The sequence below is a fragment of the Parasphingorhabdus marina DSM 22363 genome, assembly GCF_900128895.1.
In the GTDB taxonomy this organism is placed as follows: domain Bacteria; phylum Pseudomonadota; class Alphaproteobacteria; order Sphingomonadales; family Sphingomonadaceae; genus Parasphingorhabdus; species Parasphingorhabdus marina.
In genome coordinates this window covers 1,523,312-1,548,498 of the sequence record NZ_FSQW01000002.1, presented here as the reverse complement: position 1 = coordinate 1,548,498, position 25,187 = coordinate 1,523,312, and the positions used below count along the sequence as shown (strand labels likewise).

Below are 25,187 nucleotides of genomic sequence, written 5' to 3'. Positions count from 1 at the left end.
CCTGGGACAGTTTACTTGCCCGCTCCAAATGCTCCGACAACGTTACCCGTGTTGCCAAAACCGTTAGGAGGTCGAAACTGCGCGGAAAAAATCCCAGCCACTTCATCCGCAGCCGGTCCAAAGAACCGACCGAATACTTGACCATTAACACCCACGTTAGTTTCAAGCGCCACGGTGAACCTGGGATCTGACACAACAGTGGTGCTAACCTGTGCGTTTGCAAAGGACCATTCACCAAGATCTGTTCTGGCACCGGAATGTTCAATAACAAATGGATGGAGATTTCCAGTCAAGCTGCTGGTACCAAAATCAAAGACAAACAAACTGGTGCCTTCCACCTCCAGCACTCTACTTCCCTCAAGACCATAATTTGCGGTACCATGAAGAGTACCCCGATAAGTTGCTGTACCAAAGGCCGGAATCGCAGCGGGATTAGTTGGTATGCCAAAATAGAACCAACTGTTGGCAATAGCCGTTTTTTCAATATCCGTGGCAGGCTCAGTTCGTCGAAAATTGCCGAAACTGCTATAAGTCAGGGAAATTTCACTGTTGGATCCAGCAGGACGGTAGAGTCTCAGTTGATCATGGACTTCTCCATTCGTGCTGACATAGCTCACGAACCGACCATCACTGGTGGTGTCGTCGGCTATGGCTCCCGTGAATAGCGGTTCGGTCCCACCAGCATTGTCATTTATCGACAATTTGTAGCTGTTTTCCGACGCATTGTAGGTGAGCAGATCCGGAGCATATCTGACATCCGGGTTCCATGGGTTTTCATCGGTGACCCCGGTGGCGTTCAGGATATCTATGACTAGACTGTTTGACAGAATACGAAATTCCTGATCCGCTGTTAGCGGTGCAACTGACATGTTCGTGGTTGCCGGGTCAACACGACTACCCAGCAACACGCCCACCACACTGCCACTGCCCAGACTCGATGTGCCGTTCAATCCAAAGGCTCCGCCCAATTCTTGGGATTGAGGCCCATACAACCTCCCCGAGAGTGCGCCCGATACCGCGTAACCTGATCCCTGATAAAGTTGCAAAGTACCGTCAAATGCATTTCTGGTGGATGCAAGCTGAGCTGAAGCAGACCAATCACCGCTGGCAACCGGTAATTTGGTTTCTGTGCTGAGTTCACGAGCGAGACCCGACGCAGCTATGTTGCCGGTTGCAAATTCTACCGTTGCCAATCCGGTTCCCGAAAGATCAGTGAAGCCGTCTTGCCAGTACCCGGTTGCAATCAGACGTGCTGCAAAGGTCGCAGACCCAGTACGAGGAGTAGCATTATCAGGAGTTTCGACCCCAAACGTAAAGGCATCACCGGTCAATAAACTACCGGAATCGCCCCTTTCCCACACCGCACCGCCGACATATTCATAACCGTTCACCGGTGTGGTTGTTGCCTGAGTGATGATCAGATTGTCTACGATATCTCCGGTTCGTTTTCTGAAAATCAATGCTGTGAAGTTGCTATCGTCGTTATCTTTGTCATTGAAGCCAAAGGTTTGGTTCCTGTTCCCTGATGTCAAAGTATAGCTTCGGTTAGCGGGGTTATAGACGATCGTCATCGCAGATGGGCCTGCAGATGTATCAAGCGATCCATTCGAAGCGCGTGTTACCGAAGAAGATGCACTGTCATTGGTGAAACTCTCCTCAACCGTGGCGCCAGCCAGACTTGTGTTGGTCACCGGTGGAGGGGGAGGAGGAACGGCCGTGATACCCCCGCCAGATGACGACCCGCCACCGCAAGCTGAGATCAATCCGGTCGCAAGAACTATGCCGTAAAACTTTAACTTGTAGATTTGATTTCTCCAAAGCTCAGAAACTAGCTTTTTGTTTCAGTAAAACTAGATCACCACTTTTCTTGCGGGTTTGCAAGCATGTTTACCTACTTGTATTTGGCAGATCATACTTAGCTGTTTCTTGCAAGGGAAATGGCTTAGGACGAGTCAACCGATGTTCAGTTGGTCCAGTTCGGACAAAACGTCCGATCTCTTGAAACAGGCATAGAGTGTTTCAGGAATCAATTTGAGGGTCAATTCCTGGCAGTTCAATGATATTATGCTTCTTCCCAATACCCGCTTTCGGGATTGAGCGGACCTTTGGTGGTATCAAATTCCAGTGGCCATATTTGATGTTTGACCCTCCTTGGCGTGAAGGAGGGGGCCGGGACGCACGAGTTGGCGCTCTGGACTCCCGCCTGTGCGGGAATGACAAACCGGGGTGGATCTTATTCGGAGATCAGCGCGCCAGATTTTGCCAGGGCAGCGATCTCGTCCTCCGTCATGCCCAGCCAGTTCTGCAACGCGCTCACATTATGTTCGCCGCGCTTCGCCGTCCGGGCGTTGCTGTCGATGCCGCTCGCGGACTTGGAGAAGCGATAGGGTGACTGCACGGTCCGCCGGGCATTGCCGTCATCATCGGTCACGTCGACGATCGTGCCGAGCGCCTTGACGCTGGTCTGTTCGTAGACCTCCGGGCCAAAGGCATGCACTTCGCCCCAGGCGAGATTGAGCCGGTCGAGCGTGGCGGTCAGCGCGTCAAAGCTGGCATGCCCGCTTATATGCGTCTCCATGGCCTCGCGGCGCAGGCGGACCTTGGTCGGAATGTCGGCACCTTCTGGCGTCGGGTCGGCAAGGCCATCCTTTGTCGAGAACATGATCCACAGCCATTTCATGTCCCCGGTGATCAGGATCTGGCGCTTTTCAGGCGCCTCCCAGACCAGCGTTTCCGGGGCCTTGGGCCAGATGTTGTCAAGCGCGAAATGCGCATAGTCATCGGCCGAATGCAGGACATTAAGCATCGCGAGATCGATATGCTGGCCTTCGCCGGTCTGGTCGAGCATGCGCAGTGCCGACAGGATGGCGATGATTCCGTGGAGTGAGGAATAGCTGTCGGCCATGGCAAACTGGATATCGGTGGGATGGCCGCCGCTCATCTCCGCCTGGCGCGCGATCAGCCCGGTTTCGGCATGCAGGACCGGCGCGTAGGCGGCACGGCCGCGTTCGGGACCATTCTGGCCGTAGCCGGAAATGGACAGCATCACGAGGCGCGGATTGACGGCGGACAGATCTTTCCAGCCAATGCCGAACCTGTCCATGATCCCGGGCCGGAAATTTTCCACAACAATATCGGCCTTGGCCGCCAGCCCGTGGATCAGTTCCTTCGCGCCCTCGGCCTTGAGGTCGATACAGATATTCTGCTTGCCGATATTGAGTTGCAGATAATTGCCGCTGACACCGCTCTCGCGCTTGGCCAGCTTGCGCGTGACATCGCCTTCGGGCGGCTCGACCTTGAGCACTTCGGCGCCGAGATCGGACAGCATCCGCGTGGCATAGGGCCCCGCGACAACACGCGAAAAATCAAGGACCTTCAGTCCTGCGAGCGGAAATCCGGACATGCGCGTCGGGTTCTAGAGCTTCATCTGCTGTTTCATGGTTTTTTCCGTACCCGCTCCATAAGGCGGCAGGAAACCGGCAATTTTGGCAATGTTCAGTTTGGACTGGCGATAGACCGCCTTGGCATGGCTGAATTCCTTGAAGCCGTCGGGTCCTGTATAGGCACCCATGCCCGAGGGACCAACGCCGCCAAAGGGCAGGTCATGCTGGGCGATGTGGAAGATCACGTCATTGACCGTCACGCCGCCGGATATCGTCTTGTCGAGCAACTTGCGCTTGTCGGATTCGGTTTCGCCGAAATAATAGAGCCCAAGCGGCCGGTCATGGTCGTTCACATATTCCACCACTTCGTCGAGATTGCGATAGGTTTTCACCGGCAGCACCGGTCCGAAAATTTCCTCCTGCATCACGCGCATGTCTTCGTTGACATTCTGCAGGACCGTGAGCGGCATCTTGTTGCTGTTGGTATTGGCAAAATCCTCGCCGCCGGGATTGACCTCGGTCGGCTTCGCACCCTTGGCGACAGCATCGTCGATCAGCCCTTGAAGCCGCTCCTTGTGACGGCCGTTGATAACCGAAGTATAGTCATCATTGGCGATCAGCGTCGGATATTGCTCGGCAACGCTGGAAGCAATGCCGTCGACCACAGCCTCCTCCTTGTCGGCCGGAACCATCAAATAGTCCGGCGCGAGGCAAATCTGTCCGGCATTCATCATCTTGCCCATGGCAATGCGCTGGGTGGTCTTCTGGATATCGGCATCCGGACCGACGATCGTCGGCGACTTGCCGCCCAGCTCCAGCGTCACCGGGGTCAGGTTCTGCGCCGCGGCTGCCATGACATGCTTGGCGATCCCGCCACCGCCGGTAAAGATCAGGTGATCCCAAGGGATTTCCGAAAAAGCCTTGCCGGTTTCGGGACCGCCAGTGATCACGGTCATTTCTTCGGGAGCGAAATATTTGGCGACCAGCTGTTTCACCAGTTCTCCGGTCTCCGGACAGAATTCGGAAAATTTGATCATCACCCGGTTGCCGGCGCCAAAGGCGCCGATGGCGGGGTCAAAGGCCAGATTGATCGGGAAATTCCACGGGGAGATCACGCCAACCACGCCCTTGGGCTGATACTCCACCTGGCCACTGGCTCCCAGCAGACCCAGGGGAAAGTCGGTCTTGCGCTTCTCGGGGCGCATCCATTTCTTCAGGTTCTTCTTGTGGTCCTTGGCATGGCCGACGACGGACATGAGATCGGTCATGACCGTTTGCACCGAACTGCGATGGCCGAAATCGTTGGACACTGCCTCGCAAAGCGCATCCTTGTTGTCGATGATCATCTGGGCCGTGCGGTTGATCCGGTCCATGCGCGTTTCATAGGTGACCGGCAATTCGGCGTGGAACGCATCCCGCTGTGCCTGGAACAGACGTTCGATTTCTTCCCTGGGGACTTCGCCCGCTGCTGCTTCCAGTGCTTCCATTTTGCCTCTCCTTTGCCGGTACGCCTCGGGCTGTGGCCCGTTATTGGTTTCAATTGACCACTTAAACCAGTTTTTGCCGGTTTGTCGAGGCTCAACCGGAGTCGCGGGTGGCGATCATTTCGGCGAACGCGAGAGTCTGTTCCGCCTGGCGAAGGTGCAGGATTTCGGTCATCTTGCCGTCCACTGTGATCACCCCTTTGCCGGTATTGGCCGGATCGGCAAAAGCGGCGACAATCGCTCGTGCTTCGGCGATCTGATCCCCTCCGGGCGCAAATATCCGGTTGGCAATGGCAATCTGCGACGGATGAATCAGGGTTTTGCCGTCAAATCCATATTTTCGCCCCTGCCGGCACTCGGCCTCAAGACCCTCCGGATCCTTGAAATCATTATAGACGCTGTCCAGCACCGCCATGCCATGGGCACGGGCAGCCATCACTGTCTGGGCCATGGCCGGCGTGAACAGGGCACGATCCTGTTCGGCCCGCATTTCCTTGGCGAGATCGTTGAAACCCATGACGAAAGCGGAAAGCCGGCCGCGTTCGGCCTGGGCCGCGATCTCTCCGATATTGAGGACCGCGAGGGGCATTTCGATCATCGCCCAGAGCCGGGTAGTGTTCTCGGCATTTGCCTTGGCCATGCGTTCGGTCAGGGTGACGATATCCGCCGCGCTCCGGATCTTGGGAACAAGAATCGCCGCGGCGCCGCTGGCGCAGACCTGTTGCAAGTCATCGGCAAACCATTCGGTGTCCATCCCGTTGATCCGGACGACCAGCTCCCGTGGCCCGTAGTCACCCGAGGTGACGGCCGCACAAGCCTGTGCACGGGCTTCGGACTTGGCTTCGGGAGCAACCGCATCTTCCAGATCGAAAATGATCGTATCGGCGGAAAGTGTTTTGGCCTTTTCCAGCGCCCGGGCATTGGATGCCGGCATGTACAGGCAGGAACGGCGCGGGCGGTGGTCGATATCGGTCATGCTCCGGCCATATCAAATTCTGCCCGAGCGGCAAGTATCAAGTCCGGGATTCGCGGCGCTTCCACCCGAATCGCGGGTCCGGCTTATTCCGCTGATTAAACCCTTTGTTAACCATAGGGATTTAAGCCAATTTTAATGGCTTTTTACGCGCGGGATTCCGGGTGTTTGACAAAGGATTGCGGATCAGATGAAGCTGATTATCCAGATACCCTGTTTCAACGAAGCAGACAGTCTGCCCGAAACGCTGGTGGCGCTGCCGCGCCGGATAGACGGGATCGATTCCATTGAACTGCTGGTCATCGATGATGGCAGCAGTGACAATACCAGCGAGGTGGCCGCCCGTTTCGGTGTGCATCACATCGTGCGGCACCGGACCAACCGCGGACTGGCCGCAGCCTTTCAGTCGGGCATTGCCAGGGCGCTGGCCGAAGGTGCGGACATTATCGTCAATACCGATGCCGACAATCAATATGAGGGGCAGGATATCAGCAAGCTGGTCGCCCCGGTGCTGGCCGGTGAAGCGGATATCGTCGTGGGGGATCGCGGCGTCCGCAACAATGCCCATTTCGGCCCGTTCAAACGGCTTTTGCAGATGTTCGGCAGCGCCGTCGTCAAGCGGCTCTCCAACACCCAGATTACGGATGCGGTCAGCGGATTTCGCGCGATCAGTCGCAGCGCGGCCCAGCGGATCAACATTACGTCCAGTTTTTCCTACACCACCGAGATGCTGATCCAGGCCGGCCGCAAGCGGATGGCGATCGTCTCGGTTCCGATCCGGACCAACAGCGCGGTGCGTCCGTCACGTTTGTTCAAATCGATCCCGCAATTCATTACCAATACCGGCGCGACCATGATCCGGGCCTATGCCATGTACAATCCGCTTAAAGTCTTCATGCTGATCGGCGGACTGGCAGTGATCGTCGGGGCTGCCCCGATTCTGCGATTTCTCTATTATTTCGCGATTGGCGAGGGCAATGGCCATGTCCAGTCGCTGGTCATCGGCGGGTCGCTTGTCACACTGGGTGTCATTGCGGCGATGTTCGGTGCCATTGCCGATCTGGTTGGGCGCAACCGCCAGCTGCTGGAACAGGCCCTCGAGCGATTGCATCAGGTAGAGGACACACTCCGCTCCGGCAAGGATGCTGACACCAGCGCGGGGCAAGCTCTGAAACAGCCGCGAAACGGAACCGATGGCTGATCTCGCTTCCGGCATGATGACAACGGACAGTGCATCGGGAACCGCAGCCATGACTGGCTCCGGATCTCTGCCGGTCCATCAAACCCGGCTGATTTTCGCGACGCTCGCCGTCGTGATCCTGTGCCAGATCTGGCTGATCTTTGCGAAAGCAATCAACTGGGACGAGTTTCTGCACTTTGGTCAGGTCTACGAGTTGCAGGCCGGGCAGCTGGGCAGCAGTATCCAGACATTGCCAACCCGCTTGTTCAGCTGGGCGACGGACGTTTCGGACGATATCATTTCCCAGATCCAGGCAATACGGCTGGTCATGCTGGCTTGTGCGGTGCTGGCGGCTGCGGCAGTCGTGGCGCTGGCCAGACGTCTGGTCCGCTTCGAGATCGCCCTCCTGAGCGGTCTGGTCTTCCTCACCGCGGGCTTTGTGTTCACCAACGCCTTCACCTATCGCACCGATCCTGTCGCCGCCGCCGCGCTGATGTGGGCTCTCTATGTTTTTGCATCCGGACAGCTGAACTGGAAGCGTGTCGCGCTGACTGGATTGCTGGTCGGATTTGCCGGGGCGCTGACGATCAAGAGCATTTTCTATTTGCCCTGTTTCGCGGCGTTCGCCTGGCTCCGCTGGACCGAAAAGGGTGAGGGCCGGCTGCGCCGGTTTCTGGAATTTTGCAGCGTCGGGCTGGTCGCAATGCTGTGTTTCGCCCTGCTGGTTGGTCTGCATGGTGCGGGGCTGCCTGCGAGCGAAGCACAAGGCAGCAATGTCCAGCGCAGTCTGGGGAATTTCCTGCGCTTTTTCGAGTTCCAGAAAATCCGTTATGTCTTTGCACAAGCAGCCTTTGCACCGGTTGTGACCGCCGGTCTGATCGCGCTGCCTTTCGTTGCGCGAAACATGTCTTCGCGCACCATCATCATGCTGCTCGGACTATGCGGCCCGCTGCTGTGCATATTGTTTTATCGCAATACATTTCCGTATTTTTTCACCTTCCTGCTGCCACCGATCTGCGTCGCGATTGCGCCGGTTCTGGAACGCGCGGTGACACGCTATGGTCAGGTGCCGGTTATCGGCTTTGCCCTGCTGGGACCGATCTTTCTGCTGACGCAGGAACCCTGGGGCACACTGGAACGACAGCGTGCAACGATTGACGAAGTGGAGCGTCTCTACCCCGAGCCGACTCCCTATCTCTCCTATTCGGGATATATGCCGCACTATCCCCGGCAGTTTCCCTCCCTGATTTCGGGAGTCGGACTCCGGCGCTACTGGGAACAGCGCAGTGGCCAGATCGCGGAGGATATCGAAGCGGGCCGCATCGCCTTTGTCATCGCAACGGGCGACGCACTGGATGCGATATATGCGAGTGACGAGCCGACGCCCTTCCTGCCCGAGCGTGACATAGCTGCGCTGCGCACCAACTATTTGCAGCACAGCGACACGATCTACCTTCTCGGCCGGGAAATCTGCCCCGCTGCACAGGTACAGGACGTGTTGATCGTGCGATCCGGGCCCTGGTCGCTGGATGGCGGGAGCCTGACCATCGATGGCCGTCGCATCGGGGACGGTGCGACCGTCCGACTCGAGGCGGGAGTCCGTCAAATTGGCTATACAGAAGGAACCTGCTTGAAACTGTGGGGGCTTGACCATGTCCCGCAGCTGCCAGAGGGTTTCCCAGGCGGACCGATTGCGGGAAGCTTTTAGATGGAGATGCCCGATCACAAGATATTCAGTCGCACTGGCCAGATGAACGTGCTTTTCCTGACCTCGACCCTGCCGCGTTTCGCGGGCGACATGCAGCCGGCATTTGTCCTCGACCAGGCGCGTGCCTGGCAGGCTGATCGCCCGGCTGATCGGGTGTCGATCCTGGCGCCGCATGATGCCTCCGCGGAAAGAGAAGAAATGACCGGCGGCGTCCGGGTCCGGCGCTTTCGCTATGCCTGGCCGGAACGGGCACAACAGCTGGCCTATCCGGCCATTTTGCCGAATATCAAGGAACGGCCGGTGACGGCACTGCTGATACTGCCCTTTCTGATCGCCCAGTTTTTTTCTGCCCTGTTCCTGGTGCGCAAGGAACAGCTGGACCTCATTTACGCCCACTGGGTGATGCCACAGGGGCTGACCGCCTGGCTGATCAGGCTGTGCACGGGCACCCCCTATATCATCCAGAACCACTCGTCCGACCTGGCGGTCTTCTCCCGGCTGGGCGGGCCGGGACGGGCACTGGCCCGGACGATCATTCGCGCATCGGAAAAACTGTTCTGCGTCAACAGTGCCCAGCGACGGGCGGCGCTGGACCTGTTTCCGGCTGCACAGCGCGCGCAAATGGAGCACAAGATCCTGACCCTGCCAATGGGTGTGGAATCGGACTTCGCCGCTGCAGACCAGTCCCGCTATGACGAGACGGCCGATTTTCGTTATGATTTTGGAACCATCTCGCGCCTGTCCCGAAAAAAGGGCTTGCCGCATCTGATTGATGCCCTGAGCGGACTGCAACGGGAAGGATTGACGGTTTCGGCTGGCATTGCGGGTGACGGGGAAGACCGGGAAGCGCTGGTGGCCGCGGCAAGCGACGCCGATATCGAATTTCCCGGCTATCTGAGCGGAGCGGGCAAGAAGCGGTTTTTCGAACAGACCAAGGTCTTTGTTTTTACCTCGGTGGCAGCCGGTTCGGATGTTGAAGGCCTGCCGGTCTCGCTTCTCGAAGCGCTGTGCCTTGGCAAGATGGTCATCGCCAGCCGGGACACGAATATCGAAATGTTGCCCGAATGGGATGCATTGCAACAGGAGATATTCTTTGTCGCCGATCCGGCCGATCTCGACAGCCTGAAGCAGGCGCTTCGGTCCGCACAGGAGCTGGACATGACAGAACTTTCCAGGCGTTCGGCCCGCATCCGGCAGATCATGTCCCGCTATCGCTGGGAACGGCTGATCACCGAATATCTGGGTTCAGCCGGTATTGCGTCCCAGCCGGTCGCGTAGTTCCCCGACAAGCTGCGCATATTGCGCGTTCAGCCTGGGCGCGGCCTGTTCGACACATTTCCAGAACGGGGCCGGATCTTTCCGCAGGGCTTCTGCCTGAGCGGCAACGAGGGCAGGATCGAATGATCGCGCATCATGCACCCACTCGCCCAGTCCGAGATCTTCATAGGCTCCCCAGCCCTTGCGTTCATAGGCAAGGTGGATGGCAGGCCGGCCGGCAATCAGGCTCGCAATCGCTCCGTGCAACCGGACCGAGATGACAACTCCGCCGGAACCTGTTTCCAGCATCGTCGCAAGCGGTCCGTCATCCACAATATTCTGCCGCTGATAAAAGGCGCGGTCGCTGCGGTCTCCGGCGACATCCGCCTGGACCGCCCAGAGCGGATCGGTGAGCTTGTCACCCAGCGATTGCAGGCGGCTGACATAGTCTGCCGGGCGGGGAAGGTCTCTTCCGACAATGATCGGGGCGCCGTCCACTGCCATTGACTGTCCGCCGATGTCGCCGCCCCGGGCGAGTTTCAGCACGGCAAGATCGGCGCAGCGGATAATATTGTCGCCGCCAATCTCCTCCAGCGTAATATCATCGCGGGCGCAAAACAGGTCGACGGCATTGAGGTGGCGTTTCACCGCCTGGCCTACAGGTCCCTGCAAGGGGCCAGCGCTTTGTGGAAGATAGATGGACGGGATGGACGCGCGGGCGGCGGTTCGCAACTGCGCCAGATGGTTGAGCAAAACTCCCGACTGGCGGACAAGGGAATCCGCCACCAGATAGCCTCCGCCAACGGCAATCACACCCTGCGCCCTGGCGACAAGGGTTTCGATCTTGCCCGAGGCCAGCTGGTTGGCCAGTAATTCCATGCCGGCACCGACCAGTTTGGGCGACAGTTCGGCAAAGGGTTCGCCTGGTGCGCGATGCACTTTGGGTGGTTCTTCAAAGCTTTCCGGGTCGAGGGCGAGGATTTCGATTTGCGACTGGTCTATCCCGGCGTCAGCCAGCGCCTCGAGTGTCAGATCGACGAGCAGGCCATCTCCTGAATTCCTGCGGCTGAATGCGTGAAGCACGAGAAACATTGACACTCCAAAATGGCATTATTCCGGATGCTTGCACATCGCCTGATCACCTGTGATAGCGTGATCCGGTAAGGATTTGGTAACCATATTCGGGCTAGATGGAAAGCGATATTCCGGACATGTGCTGCCGGTATGCACCAATCGAGGTCAGGGACTGGATTTTGCCCGAAATACTGCGAAAATTTCTGGCTGTAGCCGACCATGTCATGGGCTTGATACCCATGAAAAGCCCGCGATTTCGCCGGTCGGTCCTGATTGTTGCGGTATTGGCCCTTGTCGCCGGGATTTATCTCTCCCTGCGCAACCAGCCGGAGCTGCTCCAGGACGTCCAGTGGACCCCGCTGGTTGTTCTTGCCCTGTTTGCGGTGCCCGTCACCATGTTTTTCAACGCGCTGGAATTCGTTTTGTCAGCCCGGTTGATTGGTCACCGGGTGGGCATGAAATCGGCGGTAGAAACAACGATTGTTGGCAGCGTTGCCAATCTCTTGCCTATTCCCGGCGGCGCGATCGTCCGCGTCGCTGCACTGAAATCAGAAGGTGCCAGCGTGGCAAAGGGAACTTCAACAATGATATTCGTTGTTGCGATTTGGGCGGCCGTTTCATTCGGTTATTCCGGTATCTGGCTTGTTGCCGGTGGTATCGGCATGCTCGGGCTGCTGTTTTTGATGATCGGCCTTGCGGGCGCCATTGCCTGTTTCGCGATGAGCAGGCAGCTGCTGGATGACAGCCTGATCACGGCCCAGCTGTTTGCCTGCAAGTTCGGGCTGGTGCTTTTCGATGCACTGCGGCTCTATCTCTGTCTTCTGGCACTGGGTGTCATGGCCGGATTTGGTCAGGCATCCGTACTCACGGTTTCCGGATTTGTGGGCGCTTCCTTTTCCATCGTGCCGGCCGGGCTCGGCATTCGCGAGGGTGTTTCCGCCTTGCTCGGTCCCCTTGTCGGCCTGACAGCTGCGGCGGCTTTTATGGCTTCTGCGGCCAATCGCCTTGTCGGCTTTGCGGTGAGCGCACCGCTGGCCGCCATTCTGGCCTGGAAGACAGATCATTCGGACAAGCCGCAGATGCCGGCAAAGGGAAACGAAACATGAAATCCTTTATCAGGCGGTGGGTGTTTCCCAACAGCTCGCGCGAATATCTCAGGCGGTATAACCAGGCCTTTGCCGCCGAAACCGAACCGGGCATGCGGGTGCTCGATGCTGGCGCCGGCGAACAGCCCTATCGGCCATTTTTCGACCATTGCACCTATGAGAGCGCAGATTTCGAGATGGTCGACAAGCCGTATGCCAGGTCAACCTATGTTTGCGATCTGGCTGACATACCGACCGAAGACAATCTGTTTGACCGGATCGTGTTCAACCAGGTGCTGGAGCACATTCCCGAGCCCGACAAGGTGCTGGCCGAGCTATACCGGGTGACCCGGCCGGGCGGGCGGATAATCTGTACCTGCCCGTTCTACTATGAAGAACACGAAAAACCCTACGATTTCTATCGCTATACCCAGTTTGCGCATCGCCATATCTTCGCCAGGGCCGGATTTGAGATCGACCGGCTGGAGTGGCTGGAAGGCTATTTCGGAACGCTCGGCTATCAGTTCCAGACCATGGCGCATCGATTGCCGGCAAGTCCGTCGCGTTATCTGAAAAAGCCCTGGTGGCCGGTGCTGTTTTGGCCGCTCCTGTTGCTGGTCAAGGGAAGCGCTGCACTGCTTGCCGCCCTGTTCTACCGGCTTGATCTTGCGTGCAAGATCACCGACCGGGGTCATCCGAAAAATTATGTGATTCTGGCCCGGAAACCTGCCTAGCTGGCGAGCCGCAGGTCGGTGACGGCCTGAAGATTGTCCGGCTGATCGGGCCATATTCCCCGTGTGTCATAAACCACCTTGCCGGAACGTTCGTCGAGCGGAATTGACCGGAACATGTCATGATCGGTCAAAGTGATCATCACGGGACAGCTTTCCAGCGCCTCGTCAATATCGATCAATTTTGTATCGGTGCCTTCAAACCCGGCCGGCAACTCGCTGGCATAGGGTTCAACGATATTGATGCGTCCCGGGTAGCGGCGGGCCAGTTTTGCGGCAATCTTCAGCGCCGGGCTCTCGCGAAAGTCATCAATGTTCGCCTTGAACGCCAGTCCGAAGCAGGCCACCTGGACGCCGGGCAATTCGTCGATCATCAGCGAAGCCTGTTCGAGGACATGTCCGACCTTGCCGTCATTGACTTCCCGCGCAATGCGGATCAGCGGCGTATGCTCCGGCGCGCCGTGGATGATGAACCACGGATCGACAGCGATGCAGTGACCGCCAACGCCGGGGCCGGGTTGCAGAATATTGACGCGCGGGTGGCGGTTGGCCAGCCGGATGACTTCCCAGACATCGAGATCCATCTGGTCGGCAACAATGGAGAGCTCGTTGGCGAAGGCAATATTCACGTCGCGATAGCTGTTTTCCACCAGCTTGGTCATTTCTGCAGCCCGTGCAGAAGTGGTCACGCATTCTCCGCGCACGAACCGGCGATAAAATCCCAGCGCCTTGCGGGCACAGCGCGGCGTGATACCGCCAATACAGCGATCGTTATTGGTCAGTTCCTCGAGAATTTTCCCGGGCAATACGCGTTCGGGACAATAGGAAATCGCGATATCGGGAATATCCTTGGTCATTCCGGGGATTTTGAGGTCCGGACGGAGTTTCGCGATCAGGTCGCGCATCTTCTCGGTCGTTCCGACCGGGGAGGTGGATTCCAGAATCACGCAATCGCCGGGTTTCAGCGCGGCCGCGACATTGGTCGCTGCTTCCATGACATAGCTGGTATCCGGAACATGATCGTCGCCAAAGGGTGTCGGAACCGCAATGACGAAGACGTCGGCGGGTTCAACCATCAAAGACGCGCGCAGTGTTCCGCGTGAGACCACGCCCTGGACGAGGCCATCAAGGTCGACTTCCTCGATATGGATTTTGCCGCTGTTGATGGTGTCGACGACATGATCGGTGACATCCACGCCCAGCACCTTGCACCCGGAACGGGCGATCACCGCGGCAGTCGGCAGGCCAATATATCCCAGGCCCAGAACGCAAACGGAAGGCTTCTCGTCGGACAGCATCGTGCAAAAATCTCCTCAAGACGCCAAAAAGGCGCAATTTTCGGGATTTCAGGCTAGCGGAATATCGTAAACAAACCGGTAATGACGCTCTTGCCGGGCGGGTTGGTCAGCGGGTCAGGCTCGCCGCGACAATATCGGCGATGCGTTCGCTCGATTTGCCGTCTCCGAAGGGATTGTGAGCCCTGGCCATGCTGTCATAATAATCCTGTTCATCCAGCAACCTGCAAGCCTCTGTCTCGATCAGATCCGGATCGGTACCGACCAGCTTTGCGGTGCCGGCCTCGACACCTTCCGGACGCTCGGTCGTGTTGCGCATGACCAGCACCGGTTTGCCGAGAGCCGGCGCTTCTTCCTGCACGCCGCCGCTGTCGGTCAGCATGAAATGGCACGCCCCCAGCAGACCGACGAAATTGGGATAGTCCAGCGGCTCGATCATCGCGACATTGTCCAGCCCGCCCAGTGCATTGTTCATCACGGCACGGACATTGGGGTTGAGGTGGATCGGGAAAATCAGGGCCACGTCATCTCGCGCGGCGATATTGCGCAAGGCGGCGGAGATCTGGTTCAGTCCGTCGCCGAAATTCTCCCGGCGATGACTGGTCACACCGATGATTTTCCGGTCCGCAAAACGGCCCAGCAGCGCTGTCAGTTCCGGGTTCAGGGCAATGTCCTTGCCGACCTTTTCTGCTGTGACCAGCAGGGCATCGATTACGGTATTGCCGGTAATGCTGATCTGGTTTTCCGGAATGTTTTCGCTACGCAAGGCCTCTGCCGATGTCTCCGTCGGAGCGAAGTGCTGGTCCGCTATTGTCCCGATAATCTTGCGGTTCACCTCTTCCGGCCAGGGGTGATAAATATTGTAGCTGCGCAGGCCGGCTTCGACATGGCTAACGGGTATCTGCCGGTAATAGGCGGCCAGTGCGCCGCACATGGCGGTGGCCGTATCGCCCTGGACGATTATCCGTTGCGGCTGAACAGCATCGAGTGTCTTCCCGATGCCTTGCAGTAACCTGGTCGTCAGTTCATCGAGGCTTTGATCTGCACGCATCAGGTCGAGATCATGATCCGGCCGGATTTCGGCAATATCCAGCACCTGATCCAGCATTTGCCGGTGCTGGGCTGTCACGCAGGTGACCGTCCGGAGAGCAGGCTGTGCCGACAAGGCACGAACCACCGGAAAAAGCTTGATTGCCTCCGGGCGCGTACCGAAAATGACCAACACCTTCGGAGCAGAGCTGTTTGCGTTGTTCATGGCCGGAAGATCTATCAGCAATTGGCTAAAAATCCGATAATCATGTTTTTCATTCATTGACGGTTAGGGATGGATTGGACAGAAGCCCCGCATGGAATGGTATGAAATCAAGATCTGGTTCGCGGAAACCCTGTCCCTGGATAGAGATGCGCTGCATATTTACGGGGCGCTGCTGATACAGATATTGACGGCCATAATTGTGCGGCGTCCGCTGAGCAGCCCGCTGCCATGGATTGCCGCGTTGATTGTGGCGTTGCTAAACGAATATCTCGATCTGCAACATGCTGGCCCCCAGCAGTGGAGTATCGACCTTTATCGCGCTGCCTCGCTACATGACATGCGCAACACCATGATCCTGCCAACGGTTTTGTTGCTTGTCGCGAGATACTGGCCGAATCTGCTTACAGGCCGAACAGATGACCAGCCGCTTGTTGAAGAAAAAGACTGAAGAACTATCGGTCAAGCAACTTCCGCCCTGGGCGTCAGTTCTCGCGGTTCAGTTCCATCAGGATCTTCTTGACGTTCTGGGATTCTCCGCGCGGGAGCACCAGAACCTGGTTTCCGCTGGTGACGATTATCATATTGTCCACGCCATAGGTTGCCACGCTGATTCCGTCGGACCGCAGGAAATTGCCTGTTGAATTCACTGCCAACGCGTCACCGCTGGTCACATTCCCCTGATCATCCGGGGTCTGCACTTCGAACAGCGAATCCCAGCTGCCGACATCCGACCAGCCCGGGTTCACCGGTGTTACCGCGACTTTTTCCGCCTTTTCCATGACCGCATAATCAATCGAGTCCGAAGGAGCTGCGGAAAAGGCCCCTTCCTCAGGGTTCACCCGGTTGCCGTCATGCACAGCCTTGTCCATGGCTTCCCGGGCGGCTCGCAGCATTTGCGGATTATGTTCTTCCAGCGCTGCCAGATAGCAATCTGCCCGAAACAGGAATATTCCGGCATTCCAGAAATAACCGCCTTCATCGAGCATCCGTTCTGCATTTTCGCTATTGGGCTTTTCGACGAAGCTGCGCGCGGCAAAGCTGTTGGCGCTGCCGAATATCGGTTCCCCCTGACGGATGTAGCCATAACCGGTTTCAGGGGCCGCTGGCTCAATCCCGAAGGTCACCAGCCAGCGGGCCTTGGCCAGCGCGAGAGAGTTGCGGACAGCTCCCTGGAAGTCGGGTACATCCTTGATCAGATGATCACTCGGCATGACCAGCATTGGTGTTTGCGGGTTATCGCAGGCGAGAGCGGCCAGAGCGATGGCCGGGGCAGTATTGCGCGCGCAGGGTTCGAGAATATGGGTTCCGACTTCTGCTCCAACCTCGTCTATCTGTTGTTCCGCCAGTCCGGCATGACGGGCCCCACCAACGATTATCGGTGTGTCAAACAGGTCATCTTGCTGGCAACGCTGCAATGTCAGCTGGAACAGACTGAGCGGGCCGAGCAGATGAAGGAACTGTTTGGGCTGGTCATCGGTGGACAGGGGCCACAGACGGGTTCCGGAACCACCGGACAATATTACGGGAGTTATCAGATCCTGATCGGTCATCCGATGCTCACTTCACCGTGGTCGCGATCAGGCATCGCTGGTTTTGAGACAAGTCGATCTCGGACAGCTTTGTGCAAAGGCCGCATTCTCCGGGAGCGATTAGCTTGTCCCGGACCGTGGTTTTCCCCTCGAGCGGAACGACTTGCCACTCTGCCGCCTTCGCCTCGCCCAGCGTTCCCACATCAGTCCCGGCGACATGGAACAGGCGAAAATGCCGGCCTTCGCGCAATTGCGCGGTGGTACCGGGATCGACTGCCAGATGATTGTCGTCGGCATAGGGTTTCAGCGTTGCCGCTTCCAGTGCCTGTTCGAGATGCAGCTCCCGGGGACGGCCATAATCATATAGCCGATAAGTCAAATCGACATTTTGCTGAACCTCGATCAGAGTTATGCCCGGACCGATGGCATGGATGGTGCCAGCCGGGACATAATAGAAATCACCTGCCCTTACCGGTTTCCAGTCGATCAGGGGCTCCAGCTGTCCGCAGGCAACAGCGGCATGCAATTTGGTGCGGCTCACCTCCTTGGTCAACCCGAGACCAAGCAAGGCTTCGGGCTCCGCGTCGACAACATACCAGCATTCGTCCTTGCCGTGCGGATAACCCTCCCGCCGGGCGAGCCGGTTGTCGGGATGAACCTGGATGGACAGCTTCTCGCTGGTGAACAGATATTTGGTCATCAGCGCCGGCGTGACACCCTTCGGCGCCTGAAACCAGATTTCGCCAGTCTTCTCCTTCTGCTTGCCGCCAAAAATCTCCGGCAGTGCCGTCTGGCCCCACGGTTTTTTAACTATTTTGCGCCGGAGTTTCATGTGACTGTTCCCGCCCGGTCAGCTGCGCCCGACGCTGGTATAGGTCAGACCGCTTTTGGCGACGTCCGCCGGATGATAGATATTGCGCAAATCGACCAGGACGTTTCCTGACATGGCGTTGCCAAGCTTTTCCAGATCAAGTGCGCGGAACGCGTCCCATTCCGTCACGATGACCACCGCATCAGCATTCTCGGCGGCGCTGTAGCTGTCGGACATCATTTCAACGTTGGGCATCAGTTCAGCTGCAATCTCCATGCCTTCCGGGTCATAGGCGCAGACTTCAGCCCCCGCATCGACCAGGGTCTGGGCAATGGCAATCGCCGGTGCATCGCGCATGTCGTCGGTATTTGGCTTGAAGGTGAGACCGAGCAGCGCGATTTTCTTGCCGCGCGCTTCGCCGCCCAGTGCATGCACGACCTTCCGGCCCATCGCACGCTTGCGCTGGTCATTGACCTGGACAACTGCTTCCACAATGCGCACCGGACTCTCATGATCCTGGGCCGTTTTGAGCAAGGCCAGCGTGTCCTTCGGGAAACAGCTGCCGCCATATCCGGGGCCAGCATGCAGAAATTTGGATCCGATACGATTGTCGAGACCAATACCGCGCGATACTTCCTGGACATTGGCACCCACTTTTTCGCACAGATCAGCGATCTCGTTGATGAAGGTAATTTTCGTCGCAAGAAAGGCATTGGCAGCATATTTGATGAGTTCAGCGGTGCGACGACCCGTGAACAGGATCGGTGACTCATTGAGAAACAGAGGCCGGTAGATCTCGCTCATCACGTCCTTCGCCCAGTCCGTTTCCACCCCGATAACGATCCGGTCTGGCCGTTTGAAGTCTCCGATGGCCGCACCTTCGCGCAGGAATTCCGGATTGGAAACAACGGCAAACTGGCTGGGGTCGAGTTTTTTCGACAGGATCATTTCCACTTCGTCACCCGTGCCCACGGGAACGGTGGACTTGGTTACGACAACGGTCGGCCGGGTGATTGATGCCGCGATTTCTTCGCTGGCAGCGTAGACATAGCTGAGATCGGCATGACCATCGCCGCGCCGGGAAGGAGTCCCGACTGCGATAAAGACAGCATCGCAATCCTTTACGGACTCCGGGAGGTCGGTCGAAAAGGACAGCCGGCCATTATCGACATTCGACTTGACAAGATCGGCCAGACCCGGCTCGTAAATCGGCATGATATTCTGGTTCAGGCGCTCGATTTTTCCAGCGTCCTTGTCGACGCAAACGACCTGATGCCCGAAATCCGCAAAACATGCACCGGACACGAGTCCCACATAGCCCGAGCCAATCATCGCTATTTTCATTACTATTCCTTAAAACCCAAATTGTTTGCCGCCCTGAAAAAGGTGCTTACCCGACCGCTTGTGGCCTGTTGCACTTTGCCGGTCAAGGTTGGCAAACGAATGGCAAACGGCCGTTGTTAATGGACTGTTTCCTAAAGAAAATGTGTAAATTTACCGTTGCGTTTTCGACCCTGACACCGATTTTTTCCCTGTAGGCGAAGGGTTTTGAACATCCATGCGTTGAATCGGTACAGGCTTTTCGCGCTGAATGATTTGGCAAGCAGACGAGTCTCGACTAAAAGCGCGGGCCAGTATTGTTGTACAAGTTGCGAAAAGGGCCAAGGCCTAAGATATGGAAACTCTGACTGCCATTGTAACATCCTTGCTCAAGCGCGTTGCCGGACTTTCCAGGTGGCAAAAGCAGGCAGTCGTTGTCCTTCTTGACATCGTTTTGTGCGTTCAGTCCATCTGGATAGCCTATTCGCTCCGCATTGGTGTCTGGGTATTCTGGGACCTTGCCGTGCAGAAGCTGGTATTCGGGGCCCTGTTGTTCATGCTGCCGATCTTTTATTTTACCGGCGTCTACAACGCGATCTTCCGCTATGCGGGCTCCGGCATGATGAAGACGCTTGCACGCGCATTCATACTCTTTGGAATGCCGATGGTGGTCGTATTCTCGGTCATTGGCATCGATGGCGTTCCCCGCACGGTGGGCGCTATTCAGCCGATGCTCTTTTTCTTCCTTGTTGGTTTTTCCCGGATCATGGCGCGATATCTGATGGTCGACATCCTGGGTCGCCGGCTGTTTGGCGGTCAGGTGAAGACTGTTCTGATTTACGGTGCGGGAAGTGCCGGACAGCAGCTGGCTTCGTCGATGCGCTCCGAACCTTCCACCCGCTTGCTGGGATATGTGGATGATGATCGTCGACTGGAGGGCCAGAAACTGGACGGAGACAGGGTTTTCTGGAGCGGGAAGCTCCAGAGCATTATCGAGAAGCATGAAATAACCGACATTTTGCTGGCGCTGCCAAATATCTCGAGAAAAAAACGGCGGGCCATTGTTGACCAGGTCCAGCAATTCCAGGTGCATGTTCAGACCCTGCCGAACATGAAGGAAATCATTGATGGCAAGGTTTCGTTCAACGACATCCGGGAGCTGGACATCGAGGATCTGCTCGGGCGGGAACCGGTTGCACCGAACGAATTGCTCCTGGGCCGGACAATTGTCGGAAAGACCGTTCTCGTAACCGGAGCGGGGGGCTCGATTGGCAGCGAACTTTGCCGCCAGATCGCGCAATGCGGTGCACGCCGGTTGATCATGTTCGAACTGTCGGAATACTCGCTTTATGCGATCGAGAAAGAATTGCGCAATCTCGGGAAATCCCGGTCGCTGGAAAACCTTCAGATTGTTCCGGTTCTGGGATCCGTGACCGATGCCGGCCGTGTCAGGGAGATCCTGGCACGCTGGAATCCCGACACAATTTTTCATGCCGCAGCCTACAAACATGTGCCGCTGGTGGAAGCCAATCCGGTCGAAGGGATCCGCAACAATCTGTTCGGGACGTTTGAAGTTGTGAATGCCGCCCACGAGGCGGGCGTCAGCGACTTCATTCTTGTCAGTACCGACAAGGCCGTCCGGCCCACCAACATCATGGGAGCCTCCAAAAGAGGTGCCGAACAGGTGGTGCAGGCCTTCGCCGCGATCAGCAAGAAAACCAGATTTTCGATGGTTCGTTTCGGAAATGTGCTGGGATCCAGTGGCTCGGTCGTGCCGCTTTTCCGTCAGCAGATTGAATCCGGTGGTCCGATCACTCTCACCCACCGGGATGTGACCCGGTATTTCATGACCATACCAGAGGCCTCACAACTGGTCATTCAGGCGGCCGGGATGGCCAAGGGCGGTGAAGTTTTTGTTCTCGACATGGGCAAATCCGTGCGCATCGCCGATCTGGCGAAGACCATGGTACAGCTGTCCGGCCTGACGGTCAGATCCGAATCACATCCGGATGGAGACATCGAGATTCAGGAAGTCGGATTGCGTCCTGGTGAAAAACTCTACGAGGAACTGATCATCGGCAACAATCCGGAGAAAACGGTGCACGACCGGATCATGATGGCGCATGAAGATTTTCTTGACCGGGACAGGCTTGAGGAGCTGATCCATCGGTTCCGTAATTCTCGTGAACGCTCAGAAGTGATTGACCTGCTCAACCAGCTGGTACCCGAATTTGAGCACGAACGGGACAATGATGCGGAACAGCAGGCGTCCTGATCAGGAGGCTGAGCAGCGGGTGATGTTCAGCTGCTGCCAACAAGTGCCAGAATGGTTTCCGCATCCTGCTTGTGACAGATCAGCAGGTCAGGAAGATAGGGATTGCGGCAATTATAGGCGAGCGGCCCGCCATCTATCCGCGAGCAATGCAGGCCGTGCGCCTGCGCCACGGCTACCGGCGCGCAATTGTCCCATTCATATTGTCCACCGGAGTGGAGATAGACGTCCGCTTCCCCGCGCACAATTGCCATTGCCTTGGCGCCGGCTGATCCCATCGGTATCAGCTCGGCATCCAGTTTTTTCGATACCGCCACTGCTTCCTTCGCGGGTCGCGATCGGCTGACGACCATCCGAAGCGTATCGGCCCGCCGCGGAGAGATATCGGGCCGCTCGCTGCTCAGGGTCATTTCGAGCGCGGGCAGGGCGACCGCGCCGATGGCAGCCTTGCCGTCAACTGACAGCCCGACATGCACCGCCCAGTCGTCGCGCCCTTCGCCATATTCCCGGGTGCCATCGACCGGATCGATGATCCAGACCCGCTTTTGTGACAGTCGGTCTTTGGTATCCTTGGATTCCTCCGACAACAGACCATCATTCGGTCGCGCCTTGCGCAGGGCCGTGACCAGCAGTTCATTGGCAGCGGCATCTCCGGCATCACCCAGTTCCCGGCCTGCCATCCCGGAGGATGTACGCAGGTCAAGCAGCAGCGCACCAGCCGCGCGGGCCAGGGTCTCGGCCAGTTCTCCGTCGGACATGTCGCTGCGGGTCATATGGTATAAGACCAGATGCCGGTAATCTTGTTCACGATGAGTTCGGCCGCTTCTTCCGGGCTGGTTCTGGTCGTGTCGATCCGGATTTCGGGATTGCGCGGGACTTCATAGTCACTGTCAATTCCGGTGAAGTTTTTCAGTTCACCGGCCCGGGCCTTTTTGTACAGCCCCTTCACATCGCGCTCTTCCGCCACTTCCAGCGGGGTATCGACAAACACCTCGAAAAACTCGCCTTCCGGGAGCATCGACCGGACCAGCTGCCGTTCGGCGCGGAACGGAGAGATGAAAGCGGTCAGCACAATCAGTCCGGCATCCGCCATCAGCCGGGCGACTTCGCCGATGCGGCGGATATTCTCCACCCGGTCCGCATCGGTAAATCCGAGATCCCGGTTGAGCCCGTGACGGACATTGTCGCCGTCGAGCAGGAAGCTGTGTTTGCCCAGCGCATGGAGCCGTTTTTCGACCATGTTGGCAATGGTGGATTTGCCAGATCCGGACAGGCCGGTGAACCACACGACCCTTGGTTCCTGATTCTTCTGCAGGGCATGGGCGTTCCGGTCCACATCGACCGCCTGCCAGTGGACATTTTGCGACCGCCGCAGACAGAAGTGCAGCATGCCCGCCGCCACGGTGGCATTGGTCAGCTTGTCGATCAGAATGAAGCCGCCAAGATCGCGATTGTCGGCATAGGGCTCGAACACAATCTGCCGGTCGGTGGCCAGTTCCGCGACACCGATGCCGTTCAGTTCCAGAGTTTTGGCGGCCAGTTGCTCCATATTGTTGACGTTGATCTGGTATTTCGGCGTCTGGACAGTGGCGCTGACCATCTGGCTGCCGATTTTCATCCAGTAGCTGCGGCCGGGGAGCATTTCATTTTCATCCATCCAGACCAGCGTGGTCTCGAACTGATCCGCGGTTTGCGGCGGGGCATCCGCGGCGGCAATGACATCGCCGCGCGAACAGTCAATTTCGTCAGCCAGCACCAGCGTCACCGACTGGCCGGCAACGGCCTCATCCAGCTCGCCATCCATGGTCACGATCGACTTGACCGAGGATCGTCTGCCGGAGGGCAGCACCCGCACTTCGTCACCGGGTTTGATCGTGCCGCTGGCAATCTGCCCGCTGAATCCGCGAAAATCGAGGTTGGGGCGGTTGACCCACTGGACCGGCATCCGCAGCGGTTTTGTGCGATTGACCGTATTTGTCAGTTCGACCGTCTCCAGATGCGCAACCAGATCCGGTCCGTCATACCAGGGGGTGTTGGGCGAAACGCTCGTGATATTGTCGCCCGCGAGACCGGAAATCGGAATTGGCGTAAAGTTTTCGATACCGATTTCGGTGGCAAATTTCGCATAGTCCGCGATGATCTTGTCATAAACGGCCTGATCGTAACCGACCAGATCCATCTTGTTCACGGCCACGACCAGGTTTTTGATGCCGATCAGATGCGCGAGATAGCTGTGCCGGCGGGTCTGGGTCAGGATGCCCTGGCGCGCATCGATCAGGATGATCGCCAGATCGGCGGTCGAGGCGCCGGTGATCATGTTGCGGGTATATTGTTCGTGCCCAGGGGTATCGGCGACGATGAACTTGCGTTTCTCGGTGGCGAAGAAGCGATAGGCGACATCGATGGTGATGCCCTGTTCGCGCTCGGCTGCGAGCCCGTCGACGAGCAGGGCAAAGTCAATCTCCTGCCCCTGGGTGCCGACCTTTTTGCTGTCGGCTTCGAGCGCGGCCAGCTGATCCTCGAAGATCATCTTGCTGTCATAGAGCAGCCGCCCGATCAGCGTCGACTTGCCGTCATCCACCGACCCGCAGGTGATGAACCGCAACATCGACTTGTGCTGGTGCTTTTCCAGATAAGCGTCAATATCCTCGGCGATCAGCGCCTCGGTCTGGTAGCTGGTATCCAGCTGCTCGGTATCGGACCGGGCCATCAGAAATACCCTTCCTGCTTTTTCTTCTCCATGCTCGCTGTGGCATCATGATCAACCGCGCGTCCTTCGCGCTCGGAAGAGGTCGCGAGCAGCATTTCCTGGATAATCTCCGGCAGGGTTGCCGCTGAACTTTCGGTGGCACCGGTTAGCGGATAACAGCCCAGCGTCCGGAACCGCACGACTTTCTCTTCCGGAACCTCGCCCTCTTCGAGCCGCATGCGCTCGTCGTCAACGACCAGCAGCAGTCCGTCGCGCTTCACGGTTGGCAATTTGGCCGCATAATAGAGCGGGACGATGTCGATCTGCTCGAGATGGATATATTGCCAGATATCGAGCTCGGTCCAGTTGCTCAGCGGGAAGACACGGATGCTTTCGCTCTTCGCCTTGTTCATGTTGTAGAGCTTCCACAGCTCCGGCCGCTGGTTCTTCGGATCCCAGCGATGGCTGCTTGAGCGGAACGAGAAAATCCGCTCTTTCGCCCGGCTCTTCTCTTCGTCCCGCCGTCCGCCGCCAAAGGCCGCGTCAAACCCATGTTCGGTCAGCGCCTGTTTCAGCGGATCGATCAGCATTTGCTGGGAATAGACGCCTGCGCGGGCATCAAACGGATTGATTCCGGCATCGGCGGCTTCCTGGTTGTGCGCGACGATCAGCTCCATGCCGATTTCTTTCGCTGTGCGATCGCGATGGTCGAGCAGCGCCTGGAAGTCCCAGCCGGAGGCGATATGAAGCAGCGGGAAGGGGGGAGGCGACGGATAAAACGCCTTTTTTGCCAGATGCAGCATGACCGCACTGTCCTTGCCAACCGAGTAGAGCATGACGGGTTTCTCCGCCTCGGCCACAACTTCGCGCATGATGTGGATGGCTTCGGATTCGAGGCGCTGGAGGTGAGTGAGGTTCATCGGTACCTTCCTTTGGGGTGAATAATTCCAGACGAGAAGCCTGTGAAGTGCCGGATTGCGTGCGCTACCCCTGCTCATATATACAAATTGTCCGGGCGTGGCGGATAGATTTTCTAGGCCGAACTAAAAGTCTTGTATAAGTGACGACCGGCAGATATTCGACCGCAGTTCATTACACGTGAGATTGGTAGGGCCGCAACGTTGCCTAGAAATAAAACGCA

General features: G+C 57.5%; 20 protein-coding genes. 7 read left to right on the top strand and 13 right to left on the bottom strand.

The window, feature by feature from the left end; all coding sequences use genetic code 11:
• Positions 1-11: 11 nt before the first annotated feature.
• From BUQ90_RS17180 to BUQ90_RS17165, 4 genes are all read right to left on the bottom strand, one after another.
• Complete coding sequence (locus BUQ90_RS17180) at positions 12-1,571, bottom strand: transferrin-binding protein-like solute binding protein (protein WP_084192773.1); 1,560 nt, start codon at positions 1,569-1,571, stop codon at positions 12-14.
• A gap of 662 nt (positions 1,572-2,233) precedes the next feature.
• Positions 2,234-3,403: a CaiB/BaiF CoA transferase family protein gene (locus BUQ90_RS17175; protein WP_074206291.1), complete on the bottom strand. Its 1,170-nt coding sequence runs from the start codon at positions 3,401-3,403 to the stop codon at positions 2,234-2,236.
• A 12-nt stretch (positions 3,404-3,415) separates the two neighbouring features.
• On the bottom strand, positions 3,416-4,870 hold the full coding sequence (locus tag BUQ90_RS17170) for a coniferyl aldehyde dehydrogenase (RefSeq protein WP_084192772.1): 1,455 nt from the start codon (positions 4,868-4,870) through the stop codon (positions 3,416-3,418).
• Between the two features lie 91 nt (positions 4,871-4,961).
• Complete coding sequence (locus tag BUQ90_RS17165; RefSeq protein ID WP_074206290.1) at positions 4,962-5,843, bottom strand: HpcH/HpaI aldolase/citrate lyase family protein; 882 nt, start codon at positions 5,841-5,843, stop codon at positions 4,962-4,964.
• A gap of 187 nt (positions 5,844-6,030) precedes the next feature.
• Here BUQ90_RS17165 and BUQ90_RS17160 point away from each other — a divergent pair, with 187 nt between their 5' ends.
• The 3 genes from BUQ90_RS17160 to BUQ90_RS17150 are packed head-to-tail and all read left to right on the top strand — an operon-like array spanning position 6,031 to position 10,006.
• A complete protein-coding gene (locus BUQ90_RS17160) occupies positions 6,031-7,041 on the top strand; it encodes a glycosyltransferase family 2 protein (RefSeq protein WP_074206289.1) in 1,011 nt (336 codons plus the stop codon).
• The gene (locus BUQ90_RS17155; RefSeq protein WP_074206288.1) at positions 7,034-8,728 is read left to right on the top strand and encodes a glycosyltransferase family 39 protein; all 1,695 of its coding nucleotides are present in this window, start codon (positions 7,034-7,036) and stop codon (positions 8,726-8,728) included. The genes BUQ90_RS17160 and BUQ90_RS17155 overlap by 8 nt, the downstream gene beginning before the upstream one ends.
• A complete protein-coding gene (locus BUQ90_RS17150) occupies positions 8,729-10,006 on the top strand; it encodes a glycosyltransferase (RefSeq protein ID WP_074206287.1) in 1,278 nt (425 codons plus the stop codon). It begins immediately after the preceding gene.
• Here the strand turns inward: BUQ90_RS17150 and BUQ90_RS17145 are convergent.
• Positions 9,974-11,077, bottom strand: a complete 1,104-nt coding sequence (locus BUQ90_RS17145; protein ID WP_074206286.1) for a polysaccharide pyruvyl transferase family protein — start codon at positions 11,075-11,077, stop codon at positions 9,974-9,976. The genes BUQ90_RS17150 and BUQ90_RS17145 overlap by 33 nt on opposite strands.
• 161 nt (positions 11,078-11,238) lie before the next feature.
• On the opposite strand from BUQ90_RS17145, the gene BUQ90_RS17140 reads away from it, so the two are divergent.
• Together BUQ90_RS17140 and BUQ90_RS17135 are read left to right on the top strand one after the other, a co-directional pair.
• The gene (locus BUQ90_RS17140; protein ID WP_159437136.1) at positions 11,239-12,165 is read left to right on the top strand and encodes a lysylphosphatidylglycerol synthase domain-containing protein; all 927 of its coding nucleotides are present in this window, start codon (positions 11,239-11,241) and stop codon (positions 12,163-12,165) included.
• On the top strand, positions 12,162-12,878 hold the full coding sequence (locus BUQ90_RS17135) for a class I SAM-dependent methyltransferase (protein WP_074206284.1): 717 nt from the start codon (positions 12,162-12,164) through the stop codon (positions 12,876-12,878). The genes BUQ90_RS17140 and BUQ90_RS17135 overlap by 4 nt, the downstream gene beginning before the upstream one ends.
• Here BUQ90_RS17135 and wecC read toward each other — a convergent pair.
• Both wecC and wecB read right to left on the bottom strand, forming a co-directional pair.
• Entirely contained in the window at positions 12,875-14,173 is a 1,299-nt protein-coding gene (gene wecC / locus BUQ90_RS17130) for a UDP-N-acetyl-D-mannosamine dehydrogenase (RefSeq protein ID WP_074206283.1), read from the bottom strand. The genes BUQ90_RS17135 and wecC overlap by 4 nt on opposite strands.
• Before the next feature lie 106 nt (positions 14,174-14,279).
• Positions 14,280-15,425, bottom strand: coding sequence for a non-hydrolyzing UDP-N-acetylglucosamine 2-epimerase (gene wecB, locus BUQ90_RS17125; protein ID WP_074206532.1), 1,146 nt, complete (start codon positions 15,423-15,425; stop codon positions 14,280-14,282).
• 91 nt (positions 15,426-15,516) lie between these two features.
• Between wecB and BUQ90_RS17120 the strand changes: the two genes are divergently transcribed.
• Complete coding sequence (locus BUQ90_RS17120) at positions 15,517-15,873, top strand: hypothetical protein (RefSeq protein WP_074206282.1); 357 nt, start codon at positions 15,517-15,519, stop codon at positions 15,871-15,873.
• Positions 15,874-15,907: 34 nt separating this feature from the next.
• On the opposite strand, the gene BUQ90_RS17115 is transcribed toward BUQ90_RS17120, so the two are convergent.
• The 3 genes from BUQ90_RS17115 to BUQ90_RS17105 are packed head-to-tail and all read right to left on the bottom strand — an operon-like array spanning position 15,908 to position 19,109.
• Complete coding sequence (locus BUQ90_RS17115) at positions 15,908-16,975, bottom strand: mannose-1-phosphate guanylyltransferase/mannose-6-phosphate isomerase (RefSeq protein ID WP_074206281.1); 1,068 nt, start codon at positions 16,973-16,975, stop codon at positions 15,908-15,910.
• Between the two features lie 7 nt (positions 16,976-16,982).
• Positions 16,983-17,786: a class I mannose-6-phosphate isomerase gene (locus tag BUQ90_RS17110; protein WP_074206280.1), complete on the bottom strand. Its 804-nt coding sequence runs from the start codon at positions 17,784-17,786 to the stop codon at positions 16,983-16,985.
• An 18-nt stretch (positions 17,787-17,804) separates the two neighbouring features.
• Complete coding sequence (locus tag BUQ90_RS17105; RefSeq protein WP_074206279.1) at positions 17,805-19,109, bottom strand: UDP-glucose dehydrogenase family protein; 1,305 nt, start codon at positions 19,107-19,109, stop codon at positions 17,805-17,807.
• A 331-nt stretch (positions 19,110-19,440) separates the two neighbouring features.
• Between BUQ90_RS17105 and BUQ90_RS17100 the strand changes: the two genes are divergently transcribed.
• Positions 19,441-21,360 carry a polysaccharide biosynthesis protein gene (locus BUQ90_RS17100; RefSeq protein ID WP_074206278.1) on the top strand — a complete coding sequence of 640 codons (1,920 nt, stop codon included), beginning with the start codon at positions 19,441-19,443 and terminating at the stop codon, positions 21,358-21,360.
• A 26-nt stretch (positions 21,361-21,386) separates the two neighbouring features.
• On the opposite strand, the gene BUQ90_RS17095 is transcribed toward BUQ90_RS17100, so the two are convergent.
• From BUQ90_RS17095 to cysD, 3 genes are read right to left on the bottom strand one after another with little or no spacing between them, the layout of a single operon-like run.
• Positions 21,387-22,130, bottom strand: coding sequence for a 3'(2'),5'-bisphosphate nucleotidase CysQ (locus BUQ90_RS17095; RefSeq protein WP_239447461.1), 744 nt, complete (start codon positions 22,128-22,130; stop codon positions 21,387-21,389).
• Positions 22,127-24,067: a sulfate adenylyltransferase subunit CysN gene (gene cysN / locus BUQ90_RS17090; RefSeq protein ID WP_074206277.1), complete on the bottom strand. Its 1,941-nt coding sequence runs from the start codon at positions 24,065-24,067 to the stop codon at positions 22,127-22,129. Before cysN ends, BUQ90_RS17095 begins: the two co-directional genes overlap by 4 nt.
• Complete coding sequence (gene cysD / locus BUQ90_RS17085) at positions 24,067-24,966, bottom strand: sulfate adenylyltransferase subunit CysD (protein WP_074206276.1); 900 nt, start codon at positions 24,964-24,966, stop codon at positions 24,067-24,069. Before cysD ends, cysN begins: the two co-directional genes overlap by 1 nt.
• Positions 24,967-25,187: the final 221 nt, after the last annotated feature.

What these genes read in the sequence shown, in the direction of transcription:
- BUQ90_RS17155 (WP_074206288.1), top strand. Translation starts at nt 7,034, where the DNA reads ATGGCTGATCTCGCTTCCGGCATGATGACAACGGACAGTGCATCGGGA.
- BUQ90_RS17110 (WP_074206280.1), bottom strand. Translation starts at nt 17,786, where the DNA reads ATGAAACTCCGGCGCAAAATAGTTAAAAAACCGTGGGGCCAGACGGCA.
- wecB (WP_074206532.1), bottom strand. Translation starts at nt 15,425, where the DNA reads ATGAACAACGCAAACAGCTCTGCTCCGAAGGTGTTGGTCATTTTCGGT.
- BUQ90_RS17115 (WP_074206281.1), bottom strand. Translation starts at nt 16,975, where the DNA reads ATGACCGATCAGGATCTGATAACTCCCGTAATATTGTCCGGTGGTTCC.
- BUQ90_RS17100 (WP_074206278.1), top strand. Translation starts at nt 19,441, where the DNA reads ATGGAAACTCTGACTGCCATTGTAACATCCTTGCTCAAGCGCGTTGCC.
- wecC (WP_074206283.1), bottom strand. Translation starts at nt 14,173, where the DNA reads ATGCTGTCCGACGAGAAGCCTTCCGTTTGCGTTCTGGGCCTGGGATAT.
- BUQ90_RS17175 (WP_074206291.1), bottom strand. Translation starts at nt 3,403, where the DNA reads ATGTCCGGATTTCCGCTCGCAGGACTGAAGGTCCTTGATTTTTCGCGT.
- BUQ90_RS17150 (WP_074206287.1), top strand. Translation starts at nt 8,729, where the DNA reads ATGGAGATGCCCGATCACAAGATATTCAGTCGCACTGGCCAGATGAAC.
- BUQ90_RS17165 (WP_074206290.1), bottom strand. Translation starts at nt 5,843, where the DNA reads ATGACCGATATCGACCACCGCCCGCGCCGTTCCTGCCTGTACATGCCG.
- cysD (WP_074206276.1), bottom strand. Translation starts at nt 24,966, where the DNA reads ATGAACCTCACTCACCTCCAGCGCCTCGAATCCGAAGCCATCCACATC.
- BUQ90_RS17160 (WP_074206289.1), top strand. Translation starts at nt 6,031, where the DNA reads ATGAAGCTGATTATCCAGATACCCTGTTTCAACGAAGCAGACAGTCTG.
- BUQ90_RS17120 (WP_074206282.1), top strand. Translation starts at nt 15,517, where the DNA reads ATGGAATGGTATGAAATCAAGATCTGGTTCGCGGAAACCCTGTCCCTG.
- BUQ90_RS17105 (WP_074206279.1), bottom strand. Translation starts at nt 19,109, where the DNA reads ATGAAAATAGCGATGATTGGCTCGGGCTATGTGGGACTCGTGTCCGGT.
- cysN (WP_074206277.1), bottom strand. Translation starts at nt 24,067, where the DNA reads ATGGCCCGGTCCGATACCGAGCAGCTGGATACCAGCTACCAGACCGAG.
- BUQ90_RS17145 (WP_074206286.1), bottom strand. Translation starts at nt 11,077, where the DNA reads ATGTTTCTCGTGCTTCACGCATTCAGCCGCAGGAATTCAGGAGATGGC.
- BUQ90_RS17095 (WP_239447461.1), bottom strand. Translation starts at nt 22,130, where the DNA reads ATGACCCGCAGCGACATGTCCGACGGAGAACTGGCCGAGACCCTGGCC.
- BUQ90_RS17180 (WP_084192773.1), bottom strand. Translation starts at nt 1,571, where the DNA reads ATGACGATCGTCTATAACCCCGCTAACCGAAGCTATACTTTGACATCA.
- BUQ90_RS17170 (WP_084192772.1), bottom strand. Translation starts at nt 4,870, where the DNA reads ATGGAAGCACTGGAAGCAGCAGCGGGCGAAGTCCCCAGGGAAGAAATC.
- BUQ90_RS17135 (WP_074206284.1), top strand. Translation starts at nt 12,162, where the DNA reads ATGAAATCCTTTATCAGGCGGTGGGTGTTTCCCAACAGCTCGCGCGAA.